We start from the raw sequence: 17,125 nt of genomic DNA, 5'->3' as shown, positions 1-17,125 counted from the left end.
GAACGCGTCCCGCGCGAGAAAGTTACGCCCGTTCACCCCTTTTGGTGGCGCGATGGACAACCGTCCGTCGCGCCACCGCCTTGTCCGCATACGTTCGTCCCCGCTGCGAGCCGCTGGACCAACGGCGGCTCCCCACACGGGAGATGGAGTGGACGTGCGTATCGGACTACTGACGGAGGGCGGCTACCCGTACGTCAGCGGCGACGCCGGACTCTGGTGCGACCGGCTCGTGCGCGGGCTCGGGCAGCACGAGTTCGACGTCTACGCCCTCAGCCGTGGTGAGCACCAGGAGGACGACGGCTGGGTCCCGCTTCCGCCGCAGGTCAGCCGGGTGCGCACCGCGCCGCTGTGGACGGCCGAGGACGACGGCGTGGTGTACGGACGACGGGCGCGCAGGCGCTTCGCCGAGCACTACGGCGAACTCGTCGCCGTCCTGTGCGCCACGCGCCCCGGGGACCCGTCCGGTACGGCGGATGCCGCCCGGGCCGTCGAGGCGGACCGTTTCGCCAGCGCCCTGTACGGACTCGCCGGGCTGGCCCGGGACGAGGGCGGCCTGGTGGGCGCGCTCCGTTCCGAAGCCGCCGTACGCGCGCTGGAGCACGCCTGTCGCGCCCCCGGCGCCCAGCGCCCCGCGCGCGAGGCCCGCGTCCCGGATCTCCTCGCCGTCGCGGACCACCTGGAACGCGCCCTGCGCCCCCTCTCGCTCGACTGGTACGAGGACGCCGGTCTCGGCGCGGTCGACCTGTGCCACGCGACGTCCGGCGGCGCGGCCGCCCTGCCCGGCCTCCTCGCCCGGCACTTCTTCGGCGTCCCCCTGCTGGTCACCGAGTACGGGGTGCGGCTGCGCACGCACTACCTGACCGCTCCCGACTCCTCGCCCGCGATACGCACCCTGCTCGCCGCCTTCCACGGCCGGCTCGCCGCCGAGACCTACCGCCGGGCCGCCGTCGTCACGCACGGCAACGCGCACGCCCGCCGCTGGCAGGAGCGCTGCGGAGCCGACCGCGCCAAACTGCGCACGGTCCACCCGGGTATGGACGCGGCGCCCTTCGCCGAGGTCGGGGAGGCGCCGGGCCGTGCCGACCCGGACACCCTCGTCTGGGTCGGCCGCGTCGAACCCGTCAAGGACCTGGTGTCCCTGCTGCACGCCTTCGCCGAGGTCCGCCGGGCGCGGCCCCGGTCCCGCCTGCGGATCGTGTCCGCTCCCGGCGCGCTCGGGGCCCCCGGTCCCTCCGGGGACGCGGCCTACCTCGTGCACTGCCGGGGCCTGGCCGACCGGCTCTTCCCCGCCGGGGCCGACGACCCGCACGCCATCGGCCGGAACCCGGTGTCCTTCGAAGAGCTCGGCGGGCCGGACCTGCCGTCCGTCGCCGACGCCTGTGCCGCGGGTGCCCTGGTCGTCAGTTCCAGCGTGGTCGAGGGTTTCCCGGTCAGTCTGGTCGAAGCCATGCTCTGCGGTCGCGCGACGGTGTCCACGGAGGCCGGCGCGGTGGTCGAGGTGATCGGCGGTACCGGGCTGGTCGTGCCGCCGCGCGATCCGCGGGCGCTGGCCGAGGCGTGCGTGTCACTGCTGCGCGACCCCGAGCGCCGTGAGCGCCTGGGTGCCGCCGCGCGCGCCCGCGCACTCGAACTGTTCACCGTGGAACAGAACATCGCGGCATTTCAGGGCATTTACCTGGAGGTTCTCTCGCATACACCGCTCCGCCGGGATCTCCTCGACGGGGCCGGCACGCCCCTGCCGTTCGCCGTGCCGGCCGAGGCCCATGTCACCGCCACCGCCACCGCCACCGCCGCCGCCACCGCCGCCGCCCCCGGCCGTGGCCCCGGCTGGGCGACGGACGCGCCGGTCTCCGTCACCGCCGGGGGGGCCCGATGAGCCACCTCGACGACCTCACTGACGCCGACGACATCAACGAAGTCAACAGCGGCAACGGCCCGGGCACCGCACACGGGATCCGGACCGGTGCAGACCCCGTCAAGGCCCTGATGCGCCGCCACCGGGAACTGTGCGAACGGGCCGTGGACCCCCTGGAGATCGCGGCGGGTCTGGAGGCCCACGGCGTCACCGACCGGACCGCCGCCCGTTTCCGCCACCGCGACGTCTTCGCCCTGGCCGAGGAGATGTACGCCCGCGTCCCTCGCGACGGCGACCGGCCCGGCGGCTTCCCGGACCCCGCCGCTGCCGGTCCCACCAGTCCCACCAGTCCCACCGGTTTCGCCAGCCCCACCAGTCCCGCCGGTTCCTCCCGTACCCCCTGTTCCTCCGATTCGGCGAACCCCGCAGCTGTCTCCGCCACCCGCCCCGGCGTCGGCTGGTTCGCCCTCACCCTGCTCCCCGGCGTCCTGGGCGCGGCGACGGTCGCCGGTCTGCGTCTTGCCCACGGGCAGCCGCGCCTGGTCACGGCCGCCGTCGGGGCGCTCACCGTCGCCCTGGCCGTGCGCGTGCTCCTTCGCCGGGAACGGCTGCCGGGTGCCGCGAACCACCACAGCGGCGTCTGGGTGCACTGCCTCGTCGGCTACGCCCTCCTGGGCGACGGGCTCCTCGGCGCCGCGCTCGGCGGTGGCCCCGACGGTCTGCCCACGGGCACCGCCGACGGGCCCTGGCCCGTCACGGTCGCCCCCGTGCTGGCCCTGACCCTGGCCTGCGCGCCCGCGCTCTGGTGCACCCGCCTCTTCGCGGTCCACGCCCGTCGCCGACTGGAGACGAGCCGCGGACTGGAGGAGTTCGCCGCCTCCGTACGGCCGTTGCTGTTCGGCGTCTTCGCACTGTTCCTCGGCGCGCTCTCGGCCCTTCTCGCTCTCACCGGCGCGGTCCTCGACCAGCCCGCCGCCTACGCCCAAGGCCTCACCCTGGGCGCCCTCCTGCTGCTGGCACGCCTCCTGACCGCCCACGGCGCCGCGTACGCGCCGGCGCTCGTCCTCACCGCGGCGGCGACCGCCGAGGTCACCGCCCTGGCCAGCCTCTTCGCGAGCCGGCTTCCCGGCTGCCAGGTCCTTGCCGTCCCCGTGGAGGAACTGGTCACCGCCTGGGGGAGCGGCAGCGTCCCGACCTTGGCGTGCGGCATCGCAGCGCTGGTCCTGCTGCCGCACACGGTCCGCCGTCTGACGAAAGCCTCGGCCCACGCCCACCCGGAGCCCCGCCGATGAACTCTCCTTGGTACGCCGCCCCCAGCCCCAGCCCCAGCCCCAGCCGTAGCCGTAGCCGTAGCTGTAGCCGTAGTTGCGGCCGTGGCCCCAGTGCCGACGGCGCCCCCGCAACCCCGTCCCGGCACGGCCCCCGTACGTACGCCTCCGTGTCCGGCGGATCCCCCGCCGCCCACGGCCCGCCGGGGCCCGCCCGCCCGGGCATCCGACGTCCCCCGATCCAGCCCCGCGCCGCAGCACGGACGGCAGCGCGAGTCGTGGCGCGCACCGCGGCACGGGCCGTCGCACGAGCCGTGGCGGAACACCCTCCCGGCACCACCCTCGAAGGAGAACCCGACATGACCACCTCCCGACCCGAAGCCTCGGCCCCGGGAGTCGTCCGATGAGAGTCCTGCTGATCGGAGCCAACGGCTACATCGGCCGCTTCGTCGCCGACCGCCTGCTCGCCGACCCGGCCGTCCAGCTCACCGCGCTCGGCCGCGGCGACGACGCCGACGTCCGGTTCGACCTCGCCAGCGGCAGTCCCGGCGCTCTCACCCGCTTCCTCGACGCGGTCCATCCCGGCGTCGTCGTCAACTGCGCCGGCGCCACCCGCGGCGGGGCCCGCGAACTCACCCGGCACAACACCGTCGCTGTCGCCACCGTCTGCGAGGCCCTGCGCCGCAGCGGATGCGGCGCCCGCCTGGTGCAGATCGGGTGCAGCGCGGAGTACGGCCCCAGCCAGCCCGGGTCCTCCACGGCCGAGGACGCCGTCCCCCGGCCCGGCGGCCCCTACGGCGTCAGCAAACTCGCCGCCACCGAACTGGTCCTCGGCTCCGGCCTGGACGCCGTGGTGCTCCGGGTCTTCTCCCCGGCCGGGCCCGGCACCCCCGCGGGCTCCCCGCTGGGCCGCCTCGCCGAGGCCATGCGCCGCGCCATGCAGTCCGGGGACGGAGAACTGCGCCTCGGCGGCCTCGGCGCCCAGCGGGACTTCGTGGACGTCCGCGATGTCGCCCGTGCCGTACACGCCGCCTCCCTCTCCGCCGCGCAGGGCGTCATCAACATCGGCTCCGGCCGCGCCGTCCGGCTGCGTGACGCCGCCACCACCCTCGCCCGCGTGGCCGGCTACGGCGGTGCCCTGCACGAACTCGACGGCCCGCCCGGCGCCCTGCGCCCGGTCATCGGCCACCCCCGGGCCGAGTCCGTCGTCCACCGTGCCGACGCGCTCGGTCACCGCGCCGAGCCGACGGGCCACCACCGTGCCGACGCCGTGGCCCACCGGGTGGACGGCCTCGGCCCCCGCGGCGACGCCGACCACCCGGCCCCCGTCGCCTACCCGTACCCGGACGGCTGCGGCAGCTGGCAGCAGGCCGACGTGCGCACCGCCCGCGACCGGCTCGGCTGGCGGCCCCGGATCAACCTCGAGGAGTCCCTCGCCGACATCTGGATGGAGGCCGCGTGCCGTATCTGACCAGCACCAGAACGGGCACCGCGAGCACCGACGTCCGTACCGGCCTCGGCGCCCCCGGACTGGCCCATCCGCTCGTCGCCCCCGCCGAGTGGGCGGAACTCACCCGCCCGGGCACACCCCTGCACTGGGCCGTCCTGGACGTCGCCGACGGCCCGGGCACCGCCCCCGACCCGCACTGCCTGGAGGCGGCCGGCCGGCTGCACAACGCGGGCCACCGCGTGCTCGGCCGGCTCGACGCCGCGCACGGCGCCCGCCCCCTCGGTGAACTGGTCGCGGACGCCCACCGGTATGCCGACTGGTACCGGACCGACGGCTTCCTCCTGGACCACTGCCCCGGCGAACGGCACGCGCTCCCCACCGTCCGCCGCACCGTCACCACGCTGCGGACGGTCCGTGACGATGGCCACATCGTCCTCGGCCACGACACCCACCCGTATCCCGGCTACGCCGAGAACGCCGACCAACTGGTCACCTTCCGCGGCTCCTGGAGCGACTACCGCTGGTCCCAGGTGGCCGAGTGGACCGCCGACCATCCGCCCGAGCGCTTCTGCCACCTCGTCCACGGAGTGCCCCGCCCGCACCTCGACGAGGCCCTGCGCATCGCCCGCTGGCAGGGCGCCGCGACGGTCTGGTTCACCGACCACACCGACCACCGCGGCCGCGTCGCCCCGAGCCCCTGGGAGACGATGCCCGGCTACTGGGACGACATCGTCTCGCGCATCGGGACGGGTGTCTCGGAATGAAAAAGGCCGTGGCAGTGTTACTGGGAGAACAACCGTAATGATTGACCGACCAACGGAGTCCCCGTGTCGCTGCCACCCCTGGTCGAGCCGGCTTCCGAGCTCACCGTAGACGAGGTCCGCAGGTACTCCCGCCACCTGATCATCCCCGACGTCGGGATGGACGGGCAGAAGCGGCTGAAGAACGCCAAGGTGCTGGCCGTGGGCGCCGGTGGCCTGGGCTCGCCGGCGTTGATGTACCTCGCCGCCGCGGGCGTGGGCACCCTCGGCATCGTGGAGTTCGACGAGGTCGACGAGTCGAACCTGCAGCGCCAGATCATCCACAGCCAGTCCGACATCGGCCGCTCCAAGGCCGAGTCCGCGCGTGACACCGTCAAGGGCATCAACCCGTACACCAACGTGGTCCTTCACGAGGAGCGGCTCGAAGCCGACAACGTGATGGACATCTTCAGCCAGTACGACCTGATCGTCGACGGCACGGACAACTTCGCCACCCGCTACCTGGTCAACGACGCCTGTGTACTGCTGAACAAGCCGTACATCTGGGGCTCGATCTACCGCTTCGACGGCCAGGCCTCCGTCTTCTGGTCCGAGCACGGGCCCTGCTACCGCTGCCTCTACCCGGAGCCCCCGCCCCCCGGCATGGTCCCCTCCTGCGCCGAGGGCGGCGTGCTCGGCGTGCTGTGCGCGTCCATCGGCTCCATCCAGGTCAACGAGGCCATCAAGCTCCTCGCGGGCATCGGCGAGCCGCTGGTCGGCCGCCTGATGATCTACGACGCCCTGGAGATGCAGTACCGCCAGGTCAAGGTCCGCAAGGACCCCGACTGCGCGGTCTGCGGCGAGAACCCCACCGTCACCGAGCTCATCGACTACGAGGCCTTCTGCGGCGTCGTCTCCGAGGAGGCCCAGGCGGCGGCCGCCGGCTCCACGATCACTCCCAAGCAGCTCAAGGAGTGGATCGACGACGGCGAGAACATCGAGATCATCGACGTCCGCGAGCAGAACGAGTACGAGATCGTCTCCATCCCCGGTGCGCGCCTGATCCCGAAGAACGAGTTCCTCATGGGCACCGCCCTGGAGAACCTCCCGCAGGACAAGAAGATCGTCTTGCATTGCAAGACGGGTGTCCGCAGTGCGGAAGTTCTCGCGGTCCTGAAGTCCGCGGGCTTCTCGGACGCCGTGCACGTCGGCGGCGGCGTGATCGGCTGGGTCAACCAGATCGAGCCGGAGAAGCCGGTCTACTGAGCCGAGGCTGGAGCCGGGGCCGGAGTCGAGGCCGGCCACATCTCCCGAGCGGCGGGGGTCTCGCGCACCATGGGTGCCCGGGGCCCCCGCCGTCGTCATGAACGGAGCCGGGGCGGGGACCGCGGCCGCCGCCGCGGGCAGGATCGCCGTTACGAACAGACCTTGCCGTCCTTCGGCACCGTTCCGTCCAGGAGATAGGCGTTCACCGTGGAGTCGACGCAGTCGCTCCCGCTGCCGTACGCACCGTGCCCCTCGCCCTTCCAGGTGAGCATCACACCGACGTCCTCGCCCAGCTCGTCCGCCATCTTGCGGGCCCCCTCGTAGGGTGTCGCCGGATCGCCGGTGTTGCCGACCACCAGCACCGGTGCCGCTCCGTCCGCGCTGACCTCGGGCGTCTCGTACTGCCCGGCCACCGGCCACTCGTGACACCACCCCGCGGTGTCCCAGCCCAGGAAGGCGCCGAACACGGGGGAGATCTCCTCGAACTCGGGCAGCAGCTTCTTCGTCTCCTCCAGGGTCGGCCGCTGCTTGTCGTCCAAGCACGATATGACCCGTTGGGAGTGGGTGCTCGTGCCGTAGTGCCCCGACGGATCACGTTCGTTGTAGCCGTCGGCGAGCGCCAGCAGCTCCGAGCCGTCGCCCGCCTCGGCCGCCGACAGCGCGCTGGTCAGCGCCGGCCAGCTGTCCTTGCTGTACAGCGGCAGCACGATTCCGGTGAGCGCCAGGGTCTGGGTCAGCTTCCTGCCCGACGACGACGTCGGCAGCGGCTCGGTGTCGATCCGCTCCAGCAGGTCGGCGATCTCCTGTGAGCCCCGTTCGGGGACCTGTCCGGTGGACCGGAGGTAGTCCTCCAGCGCGCGCTGGAAGCCCCTGGTCTGGTGCTCGGCGTGGCCGATGGTGTCGGCGGTCGGATCGACGACCGCGTCCAGGACCACGCGGCCCACCTTCTCCGGGAACAGGTGGGCGTAGACGCCGCCGAGTTCCGTGCCGTAGGAGATGCCGAAGTAGTGCAGCTTGGCGTCGCCCAGGACCTGGCGCATCAGGTCCATGTCGCGGGCGGTGTCCGTGGTCGAGACGTGGGCCATCAGTTTCCCGGCGGTCCGCTCGCAGCCCTCGGCGAAGTCCGCGGCGTCCTTCAGGTACGCCTGTTCCTCGGCCGCGGTGTCGGGTGTGGCGTCCACCGTCGATTCGGCCGCCTGGATCTCCTTGTCGTCGCGGCAGCGGATGCCCTCGCTGGCGGCCACTCCGCGCGGGTCCCAGCTGACGAGGTCGTACCGCTCGTGCAGGGAGGAGGTGAGGGAGGCGTACGACGGCATCGTGGAGACGCCCGAGCCGCCGGGGCCGCCGAAGTTGAACAGCAGGGAGCCGGCCCGCCGGTCCCCGGTGGCCTTCGCGCGGATCAGTGCCAGCCCCATCCGCTCCCCGTCCGGCTTCGCCCAGTCCACCGGCACCTGGAGCGTGGCGCACTGCCAGTCGCCGCCCGGCGCCGGGGCGTCGTCGGTGGCCTTGCAGCGGCCCCAGTCCAGCCGCTGGGACGTCAGCGGCTTCCCCGCGGTCGCGCCGCCCCCGCTGTCCTTGCCGTCCTCTCCGTCCGTGCCGCCCTCGGACGGACTGCCGCTGCACCCTGACAGCAGCAGTCCGGCGGCAGCCAGCGAAGCCAGCCACCGTACGTTCCGCGACCGTGCGTACCGCCCCATGCGCACTCCCCCCAGACCGGCCGTCCGCGCCGAACGGCGGATGGCTGTCATGCCATGGTAGGGCGGGCGCACGATGACCGCTGGGGCCTGTGGATAACGCTTTGACCTGCTGATTCGCTCGATGCCGGGGTGGTGCGGAGAAGTCAGGAGCAGACCGTCCCGGCCTTCGGTGTCCGTCCGTCGAGCAGATATCCGTCGACCGCCTCGCGCACGCAGGCGTTCTTGCTGTCGTAGGCGCCGTGGCCCTGGCCCTCGTAGGTCAGCTCCACACCGACGTCCGAGCCCAGGGCGTCCACCATCCTGCCCGCGCCCTCGTACGGCGTGGCCGGGTCACCGGTGTTGCCGACGACCAGGATCGGCGGGGCGCCGGGGGCGCTGACGTCGGGGTGGTCGGCGGCGCCGGCCACCGCCCAGTCGGTGCAGCTGACCATGGACCAGGCGAGATAGTCGCCGAACAGGGGCGAGGCGGCGCGGAACTCCGGCAGCTTCTTCCGCACGTACGCGGCGTCGTAGCGCGGCTTGTCGTCGGCGCAGTTGATGGCGACGTTGGCCGCGGTGATGTTGCTGTACTCGCCGTTCTCGCCGCGTCCGTTCAAAGCGTCCGCGAGCGCCATCAGGATCCTGCCGTCACCGTCGTACGCCTGCTCCAGGCCCTCCGTGAGGTACTCCCAGAGATCCTTCGAGTACAGGGACTGCGCGATGCCGCTGGTCGCGGCGGTCTGGGTGAGTTCACGGGGGGAGATGCCGGGGATCGGCTCGCGGTCGAGCTTCTTCAGCAGGGCCGCGATGCGGTTCTTGACGTCCTCGGCGGTGTCGCCGACGGGGCAGTCCTCGGTCTGGGAGACACAGTTCTCGGCGTAGTTGTCGAGGGCTCGCTGGAAGCCCTTGGCCTGGCCCAGCGAGCCCTGTTCCGAGTCCTGCGTCGGGTCGACGACGGCGTCGAAGACGGCGCGGCCCACCTTCTTCGGGAACAGGTGGGCGTAGACGCCGCCGAGTTCGGTGCCGTAGGAGATGCCGAAGTAGTGCAGCTTGTCGTCGCCCAGGACCTGGCGCATCAGGTCCATGTCGCGGGCGGCGTCGGTGGTGGTGACGTGCGGAAGCATCTTCTTGGAGTTCTTCTCGCAGGCCGCGTTGAACTCCTCGGTGTTGTCGACCAGTGCCGTGCGCTCGGCGGCGTCGTCGGGGGTGGCGTCCTGCTGGAAGTAGGCGTCGAGCCGCTGGTCGTCCAGGCACTCCACGGGGGCGCTGCGGCCGACGCCGCGCGGGTCGAAACTGACCAGGTCGTAGCGGGTGCGCAGCTTGGCGTAGTCGTCGCCGAAGGCGGGCAGCGTGGTGACGCCCGATCCGCCCGGGCCGCCGAAGTTGAAGATCAGCGACCCGATCCGCCGGTCGGCGGCGCCGCTGGCCCTGGCCCGGATCAGCGCGATGCCGATGGTGTCGCCGTCGGGGTCGTCCCAGTCGAGCGGGGCCCGCATCGTGGCGCACTGCCAGGTGCCGCCGTCCGGCAGGGGAGAGGGCGCGGCGCCGCCGCCCTGCGCCTGGGACGGCGCCGGGCAGTCCCGCCAGGAGAGCTTCTGCCGTGTCACGTCCCCGTTCCCGTCCGCCGCGCTGTCACCGCAGCCGGCCAGCAGGGAGGACAGCACGACGACGGTGGCGGCGGGGGCGGCGGCACGCAGCCGGGCGGGATTCGGCATGTCCCCATCGTGCGGGCACGCGGGACGGGACGCTCGGGGCGCGGGCCGTACGAGGTACGGCGTGCTACAGCGCCTGTTTCCTGGTCAGGTGGTTGAAGGCCAGCCAGCCCGGCAGCACCGGCAGCCACAAGGTGAGCAGCCGGTAGAGGAGCACCGCCGGTGCGGCGACCTCCTTGGGCAGGCCCACGGCGATCAGACCGAGGGTCAGGGTCGCCTCCACCGCGCCCACCCCGCCGGGGGTCGGAGCGGCGGAACCCAGCGCGTTTCCCGCGAGGAAGACGACGGCGACGCTGGCCAGGCTGATCGACGCCGTCTCGTCGCCGAACGCGCGGATCGAGGCGTCCAGGCACATCACGAAGCAGGCCGTGAGCAGCAGCATGCCGCCGATGCCGGTGACCAGCTTCTGCGGGCGCTGCAGCACGTCGAGCATGCGCGGCACGACACCGGCGAAGAGCGACCGCACGCGCGTGACGACGAATTTCCGCAGGAAGGGCACGGAGGTGACCACCAGCACCAGGACCGCCACCGTCAGCAGACCCGCGATGACCGTCCGGGACGGTGACAGGGAGGGCGTCTTCTCGGTGCCGGTCAGATAGCCGAAGGACAGCAGCATCAGGATGTGACAGCCGAGCCCGAACAGCTGCGACGCGCCGACGCTCGCCACCGCGAGCCCGGGGCGCACCCCGGCGCGCTGGAGGAAGCGGGTGTTCAGGGCGACGCCGCCGACCGCTGCGGGCGCAATGATCTTCACGAAGGACCCGGCGACCTGCGCGGCCACGGTCCGCAGGAACGGCACCCGCTCCGGCACGAACCCCAGGAGGGACATCGCCGCCGCGACGTAGCTCGCCGCCGAGAACAGCACGGCCGCGATGACCCAGCCCCACTCGGCGTTGCTGATCAGCGGTCCGAATTCGATGTGGGTGAGCTGTGTCAGCAGGAAGTACGCGCCGATCGCGCCGGCGATGAAGCTGATCAGCGTGCGCGGCCGGACCCGTTCCAGGCGGGCCGGCTCGACCGGGGCCTGCGGCCTGATCCGCAGTACCTGGTGCCGGATCTGGGTGAGCAGGTCCTCCTCGCGCGCCTCGTCCATGGCCTCGTCGAGGGCCCGCTTCTCGGCCCGCTGCTCCGCACGCTCACTCTTCTTGTCCGGTTTGCCGGGCTTGTCGACCCGGACGGCCGTGGCGCCGGAGCCGTCGCCGGCCGCGGCCTCCACCCGGGCCTGCTTGGCCTGCCGGGACGCCTCCAGGACGGCCTCGCGTTCGCGCTGGGACCGTTCCCGGGCGAGTCTGCGCAGTGTCGCGCGCGTGGAGCGGCTCAGCGCGATCGGCTGCAGCATCGGCAGACAGTCCGCCACCGTGTCCGGGCCGAGGACATCCACCGCGGAGGCCACCGCTCGCTCGGCCCCCACCCGTAGTCCGAGCGTCACCAGCAGCTGGGAGACGTCCATGCGCAGCAGCAGGTCGCCCGCGGCGATCTCGCCGGTGCGCAGGTCCGTGATGCTCACCGTGCCGGAACGATCCACCAGGATCGAGTCACCCACCAGCCTGCGGTGCGCGATCCGCCGGGACTGCAGCGCCCGTACCTGCTCCCAGGTGTCGCGCAGCAGGTCGTCGGTGATGTCCTCGTCCGGCAGCGAGTCGAGGGAGCGGCCGCCGGTGTGCTCGTAGACCAGCATCACCGCGTCGGGTCCCAGTTCCGAGGTGGCGATCAGCTTGGGCGCGTTGGCGCCGGCCGCGATCGCCGCGTAGGCCAGCAGTGCCTCCTGCTCCAGCGCCTGGCGCAGTGACTGGAGGCTGCTGCGGGTGGCGAAGCCGCGCAGCGTCAGGTTGCGCCACGCGCGGTAGAAGAACCCCTGCGCCTGCTGTTCGCGGTCGACCACCGTGACGTCCAGCGGGGGGCCGTCCTCCAGGGTGACGAAGTAGCGCCGGCCGCGGTCACCGGTCTCCAGGGTGTCGGCCGGCACTTCCTCGCGCGAGGCGGTCACCGGGCGGAAACCGACCGTCATCAGGCCCGCCATGAGCGTCCGCCCGGTGGGCCGGACGTTGGGCGAGCCGACCGCGTACAGCGTCCCGTAGGCCACGGTCCAGCCGATCAGCACGGTCAGGATGATCGAGAACGGCGTCGTGTAGCCGGTGACGAGCATGGAGAACGCGTCCAGCAGCAGCACGATCCACAGCACGGCGCGCCACCGCGGTCTGCGGGACATGCCGACCGCCGTCATGTACGCGATGACCGGCGCCAGATAGCCGTGCACCGGGTCGGTGAGGGCGTGGATGTCCCCCGGCGAGGGCTGGGTGAGCGCTTCCTGGATCGAGTCGGGGGCGGCTTTGGCGACCCACAGGTCGGTGGCGAGCGTCACGCCGTGGGCGAGTACGGCGGCCAGTACGCCGTCGGCGATCCGCAGCCCGTCGCGTTTGATCAGCCGCTCGATCGCGAAGGCGACCGGGACCAGCAGGATCGCGATGCTGGAGGCCAGGCCGGCGATCTTGATCAGCAGGTCGGGCGCCTGGCCGGTGCCCTTGTTGATGTCCTGTTCGAGGCCCGAGGTGGTGCCGTGGGCGAACGCGGCGACGGCGAGCAGTACGCCGACCGCCAGCACGCCCACCAGGAGCCGCATGAGGTCGGAGGGACGGTGCACGCGCGCGGGGAGGAGCGGTTCGTCGCCCTCCACCTCGTCGATGTGCGCCGTGTCCGCGGGGTCGGTGTCCGGTGCGGTGCTCCCGGTGTCACCCTTGCCGCCGGCGGCACCGGGGCGCGACGAAGCGTCGGAGGAGCCCTGCGTGCCGCCGGGCCGCACACCCTGTTGCTTCATCGTCTCTTCTTGCTCTCGTATCACTGGTCACCGCCCGCACGATGGTGGCATGCCGCACCGACACATGGGGGCATCAGGGTGGATCAGGGCGCACGCGCGGGCCGCACAGTCTGCCGCAAGCGCCGTCCCCGGGCGAGGGGTGCGGACCGGCCGCGCGAGCGCGTCGTGGTGTCGGTGGGGTGCGGCAGTATGGGGCGGATGAGCGAGGGAAGTCTTCCGGACCGCGTCCGTCCAGAGCCCGCGGACGCGCTGCCGGAGTACGCCGAGCGGGTCCTCGAGGTCACCGAGCTGATCCCGCCGGGACGCGTCATGACCTACGGGGACGTCGCCGAATGGCTGGAGGAGGGCGGTCCCCGGCAGGTCGGCCGGGTGATGTCCCTCTATGGGGTGGGAGTGCCGTGGTGGCGCGTGGTCCGCGCCGACGGAGTCCTGCTGGCGGGCCATGAACGGGAGGCGCTCTCCCGGTACCGGGAGGAGGGCACGCCCCTGAAGGAGGCGGGCCGGGCCGCGGAGGGCCATCTGCCGCGCGTCGACATGCGGCGAGCGCGGTGGGACGGCGGCGAGCACGCGCAGGGTCACACCTGAAAGCTTCCGCCATCGGACGCCCCGAGGGGTGACCGGTGATCCGTATGAGGGAATCGGGGCAGAACGGGCACGTCCGTGGAATGACGTACGTTCGAGGGGCGCAGGACTCCTGCGCCGCGGGTGAAGGGAGGGAAGAAGCGGAAGCCCTGCTTCCCGCCCGGGCGCCGGCGTAGCGTCGGCTGCGCGCGTCCCGTTCACCCCGCGTCCACCGCCCGTCCCACGCGGCGGTCGTCCCACCAGCACACCCACCAGGACCGGCGAACCACGTGAGCTCCTCTTCCTCCACCAGACACCCGTCGCACCCCGCGGGGCGACAGGGGGTCCGTGGCGCTTACCGACTGGTCCGTACCCCACCGCCGCGCGTGGATCCCCCTCTTCTGGACGCCGCCCAACGCGCCGTGGTTGACCACCGCACCGGTCCGCTGCTCGTGCTCGCCGGCCCGGGCACCGGCAAGACGACCACGCTCGTGGAGTCCGTCGCGGCCCGCGTGGCCCGCGGCGCCGACCCCGAGCGGATCCTCGTGCTGACCTTCAGCCGGAAGGCCGCCGTAGAACTGCGCGACCGCATGGCCCGGCGCACCGGCGCGGCGCGCGCCCCGCGCGCGACCACGTTCCACTCCTTCAGCTACGCCCTCGTCCGCGCCCAGCAGGACAGCGACCTGTTCGCCGAGCCCCTGCGGCTGCTGTCCGGCCCGGAGCAGGACGTGACCGTCCGTGAGCTGCTGGCCGGCCAGGCCGACCTCGAACGGCGCGGACTGGCCCATGTGCGCTGGCCCGACGAACTGCGCGCCTGCCTGACCACCCGGGGCTTCGCCGACGAGGTCCGCGCGGTGCTCGCCCGCAGCCGCGAGCTGGGGCTCGGCCCGGACGCCCTGGCGGACTTCGCCCGGCGCATCGGCCGCCCCGACTGGCGGGCCGCCGCCGTCTTCCTCGCCGAGTACCTCGACGTGCTCGACCTCCAGGGCGTCCTCGACTACGCGGAGCTCGTCCACCGCGCGGTGCTCCTCGCCCGCCGCCGCGAGGTCGCCGAGTGGCTCGCCGGGCAGTACGACGCCGTCTACGTCGACGAGTACCAGGACACCGATCCGGCCCAGATCCGGCTGCTGCACGCCCTGGCGGGCGGCGGGCGCACCCTGGTGGCCTTCGGCGACCCCGACCAGTCGATCTACGCGTTCCGCGGCGCGGACGTGGGCGGCATCCTCGACTTCCCGCACGCCTTCCCGCGCGCGGACGGCCGCCCGGCGCCCGTGCGGGTGCTGCGCACCTCCCGCCGCTCCGGAGCCGCCCTGCTGGCCGCCACCCGGCTGCTGACCCGGCGCATGCCGCTCACCCGCCTCCCCGCCGACCAGGTGCGCGCCCACCGCGAACTCGCGCCGGTACGGGACGGTGGCCGGGTCGAGGTGTACACGTACCCGACCGCCGGTACGGAGCTGGACAACGTCGCGGACATCCTGCGCCGGGCGCATCTGGAGGACGGCGTCCCGTGGAGCGAGATGGCCGTCCTGGTGCGCGCCGGCTCCCGCACCCTCCCGGCGGTCCGCCGCGCCCTCACCTCGGCCGGCGTCCCGGTCGACGTGGACGGCGACGACCTGCCCCTGCGCCACGAGCCGGCGGTGGCGCCGCTGCTGACGGCACTGCGGGCGGTGGCTATGGCTGAGGCGGGGGTGGCTTCCGGGGCCAGTGGGGCCGCTGGGACTCCTTTGGCGGCTGCGGCTGGTGAGGCCGATGAGGTGACCGAGGCGGCTGAGGCCGCCGAGACCGCCCAAGCAGCGGAACCGGCGGCAGACGACCCCGCCGGCACCCTGGAAGCCGGCGGCTGGCTCGACACCGAGACCGCCCTCACACTGCTCACCTCTCCCCTCGCCGGCATGGACGCCGCCGATCTGCGCCGCCTCGGCCGCGCCCTGCGCGAGGAGGAGCGGGCCGCGGGCAACGCGCTGCCGCCCCCCTCCGACCAGCTGCTCGCCCGGGCCCTGGCTGAGCCGGAGCGCCTGGCCGTGCACGATCCGGCGTACGCGCGGGGCGCGCAACGCCTGGGCGCGCTGCTCCGCACGGCCCGGGAACGCCTGGCGGGCGGCGGTACGGCCGAGGAGGCGCTGTGGGAGCTGTGGGCGGGCACCCCGTGGCCCGGACGCCTGGAACGGGCCGCCCGGCGCGGCGGCGCCGCCGGCCGCAACGCCGACCGCGACCTGGACGCCGTATGCGCCCTGTTCGCGACCGCCGCGCGCGCCGAGGAGCGCACCGGCGGCCGGGGCGCCCTGAACTTCCTGGAGGAGGTCGAGGCCGAGGACATCGCCGCCGACACCCTCGCGCGGCGTGCCGTACGCCCCGACGCGGTGCGCCTGATGACCGCGCATCGCGCCAAGGGCCTCCAGTGGCGACTGGTCGTCGTCGCCGGGGTCCAGGAGGGGCTCTGGCCCGACCTGCGCCGCCGCGGCTCCCTGCTGGAAGCGGACCGGATCGGCCGCGACGGTCTCGCCGAGCCGCTCACCCCCGGGGCGCTGCTCGCGGAGGAACGCCGCCTGTTCTACGTGGCCGCCACACGCGCGCGTGACCGCCTCGTCGTCACGGCCGTCAAGGCACCGGCGGACGACGGGGACCAGCCCTCCCGGTTCCTGGCCGAGCTGGGTATCGAACCCAAGGACGTCACGGGCCGCCCGCGGCGCCCCCTGTCCGTCGCCGCCCTGGTCGCAGAGCTGCGCGCCACGACCGTGGACCCGCGCGTCTCCGACGCCCTGCGCGAGGCCGCCGCCCGCCGGCTGGCCCGCCTCGCCGCGCTCAGCGACGACGAGGGCCGCCCCCTGGTGCCCTCCGCGCACCCCTACCGCTGGTGGGGCATGTTCGAGCCGACCGAGTCCAAGGTGCCGCTGCGCGACCGCGACCAGCCCGTCGTGCTCTCCGGCAGCGCGCTCGACCAGCTCGCGAACACCTGCGCGCTGCAGTGGTTCCTCGGCCGCGAGGTGAAGGCCGACGCCCCCGCGACCGCCGCCCAGGGCTTCGGCAACGTGGTGCACGTCCTCGCCGACGAGGTCGCCTCCGGGCACACCCCCGCCGACCTCGACGTGCTCATGGCACGCCTGGACTCGGTGTGGAACGCGCTCGCCTTCGACGCGCCGTGGAAGTCGGAGCAGGAGAAGGCCCACGCGCGCGTGGCGCTCGAACGCTTCCTCAAATGGCACGTCATGGACCGCACCGGGCGCAGGCCCGTCGCCAGCGAGCACGACTTCGACGTCACACTCGCCGCGGGCGACTACGAGGTGCGCATCCGCGGCCAGATGGACCGCGTGGAGGCCGACGGCGACGGCCGCGCCTACGTCGTCGACTTCAAGACCGGCAAACAGACGCCCAGCTCCGCCGAGGTGGCGCGTCACCCGCAGCTCGCCGTCTACCAGCTCGCCGTCCGCGAGGGCGCCGTCGACGAGGCGTTCGACGGCGTACGCCCCGAACCGGGCGGCGCCGAACTGGTCCAGCTCCGCCAGGGCGCCGCCAAGCGGGACGGCGGCGAGACGCTGCCCAAGGTGCAGGCCCAGGAGCCGCTCGACGGACCGGACGGCGAGTGGGTCGGCGACCTGCTGGCCACGGCCGCGGGCAAGGTCCTCGACGAACGGTTCACGCCGGCCTCGGGCCAGCACTGCGCGCACTGCGCTTTCCGGGCCTCGTGCAGCGCCCGCCCGGAGGGCCGGCACGTGGTCGAGTGACCCATCGCACCACAGGCGCTGACCTGCGCTTCTTCCGTCTCGGGTGGCCGGTCCGGCCCC

The 17,125-nt window shown here is 73.4% G+C and carries 10 protein-coding genes; 7 read left to right on the top strand and 3 right to left on the bottom strand.

Annotated features, from left to right (window positions below):
* Window positions 1-154: 154 nt before the first annotated feature.
* From ACIQR3_RS00945 to moeZ, 5 genes are all read left to right on the top strand, one after another.
* Complete coding sequence (locus ACIQR3_RS00945; protein ID WP_403532511.1) at window positions 155-1,876, top strand: DUF3492 domain-containing protein; 1,722 nt, start codon at window positions 155-157, stop codon at window positions 1,874-1,876.
* A complete protein-coding gene (locus ACIQR3_RS00940) occupies window positions 1,873-3,147 on the top strand; it encodes a hypothetical protein (RefSeq protein ID WP_403532509.1) in 1,275 nt (424 codons plus the stop codon). Before ACIQR3_RS00945 ends, ACIQR3_RS00940 begins: the two co-directional genes overlap by 4 nt.
* Before the next feature lie 379 nt (window positions 3,148-3,526).
* The gene (locus tag ACIQR3_RS00935) at window positions 3,527-4,594 is read left to right on the top strand and encodes an NAD-dependent epimerase/dehydratase family protein (protein ID WP_403532507.1); all 1,068 of its coding nucleotides are present in this window, start codon (window positions 3,527-3,529) and stop codon (window positions 4,592-4,594) included.
* Complete coding sequence (locus tag ACIQR3_RS00930; RefSeq protein ID WP_403532505.1) at window positions 4,582-5,337, top strand: spherulation-specific family 4 protein; 756 nt, start codon at window positions 4,582-4,584, stop codon at window positions 5,335-5,337. The genes ACIQR3_RS00935 and ACIQR3_RS00930 overlap by 13 nt, the downstream gene beginning before the upstream one ends.
* 63 nt (window positions 5,338-5,400) lie before the next feature.
* A complete protein-coding gene (moeZ, locus tag ACIQR3_RS00925) occupies window positions 5,401-6,579 on the top strand; it encodes an adenylyltransferase/sulfurtransferase MoeZ (RefSeq protein WP_215172704.1) in 1,179 nt (392 codons plus the stop codon).
* 149 nt (window positions 6,580-6,728) lie between these two features.
* On the opposite strand, the gene ACIQR3_RS00920 is transcribed toward moeZ, so the two are convergent.
* From ACIQR3_RS00920 to ACIQR3_RS00910, 3 genes are all read right to left on the bottom strand, one after another.
* Complete coding sequence (locus ACIQR3_RS00920; RefSeq protein WP_403532502.1) at window positions 6,729-8,276, bottom strand: alpha/beta hydrolase; 1,548 nt, start codon at window positions 8,274-8,276, stop codon at window positions 6,729-6,731.
* 143 nt (window positions 8,277-8,419) lie between these two features.
* Window positions 8,420-9,970 carry an alpha/beta hydrolase gene (locus tag ACIQR3_RS00915; RefSeq protein ID WP_403532500.1) on the bottom strand — a complete coding sequence of 517 codons (1,551 nt, stop codon included), beginning with the start codon at window positions 9,968-9,970 and terminating at the stop codon, window positions 8,420-8,422.
* Between the two features lie 64 nt (window positions 9,971-10,034).
* A complete protein-coding gene (locus ACIQR3_RS00910; RefSeq protein ID WP_403532498.1) occupies window positions 10,035-12,782 on the bottom strand; it encodes a lysylphosphatidylglycerol synthase domain-containing protein in 2,748 nt (915 codons plus the stop codon).
* Window positions 12,783-12,980: 198 nt separating this feature from the next.
* On the opposite strand from ACIQR3_RS00910, the gene ACIQR3_RS00905 reads away from it, so the two are divergent.
* Both ACIQR3_RS00905 and ACIQR3_RS00900 read left to right on the top strand, forming a co-directional pair.
* Window positions 12,981-13,367, top strand: a complete 387-nt coding sequence (locus ACIQR3_RS00905; protein WP_403532496.1) for an MGMT family protein — start codon at window positions 12,981-12,983, stop codon at window positions 13,365-13,367.
* A gap of 266 nt (window positions 13,368-13,633) precedes the next feature.
* Window positions 13,634-17,065, top strand: a complete 3,432-nt coding sequence (locus tag ACIQR3_RS00900; protein ID WP_403532494.1) for an ATP-dependent helicase — start codon at window positions 13,634-13,636, stop codon at window positions 17,063-17,065.
* The last annotated feature ends 60 nt before the right edge of the window (window positions 17,066-17,125 follow it).

This window comes from Streptomyces sp. NPDC090994, from assembly GCF_044768905.1.
GTDB lineage: Bacteria > Actinomycetota > Actinomycetes > Streptomycetales > Streptomycetaceae > Streptomyces.
The sequence above is the reverse complement of the archived record's forward strand: the minus strand, read 5'-3'. Positions and strand labels throughout refer to the sequence as shown.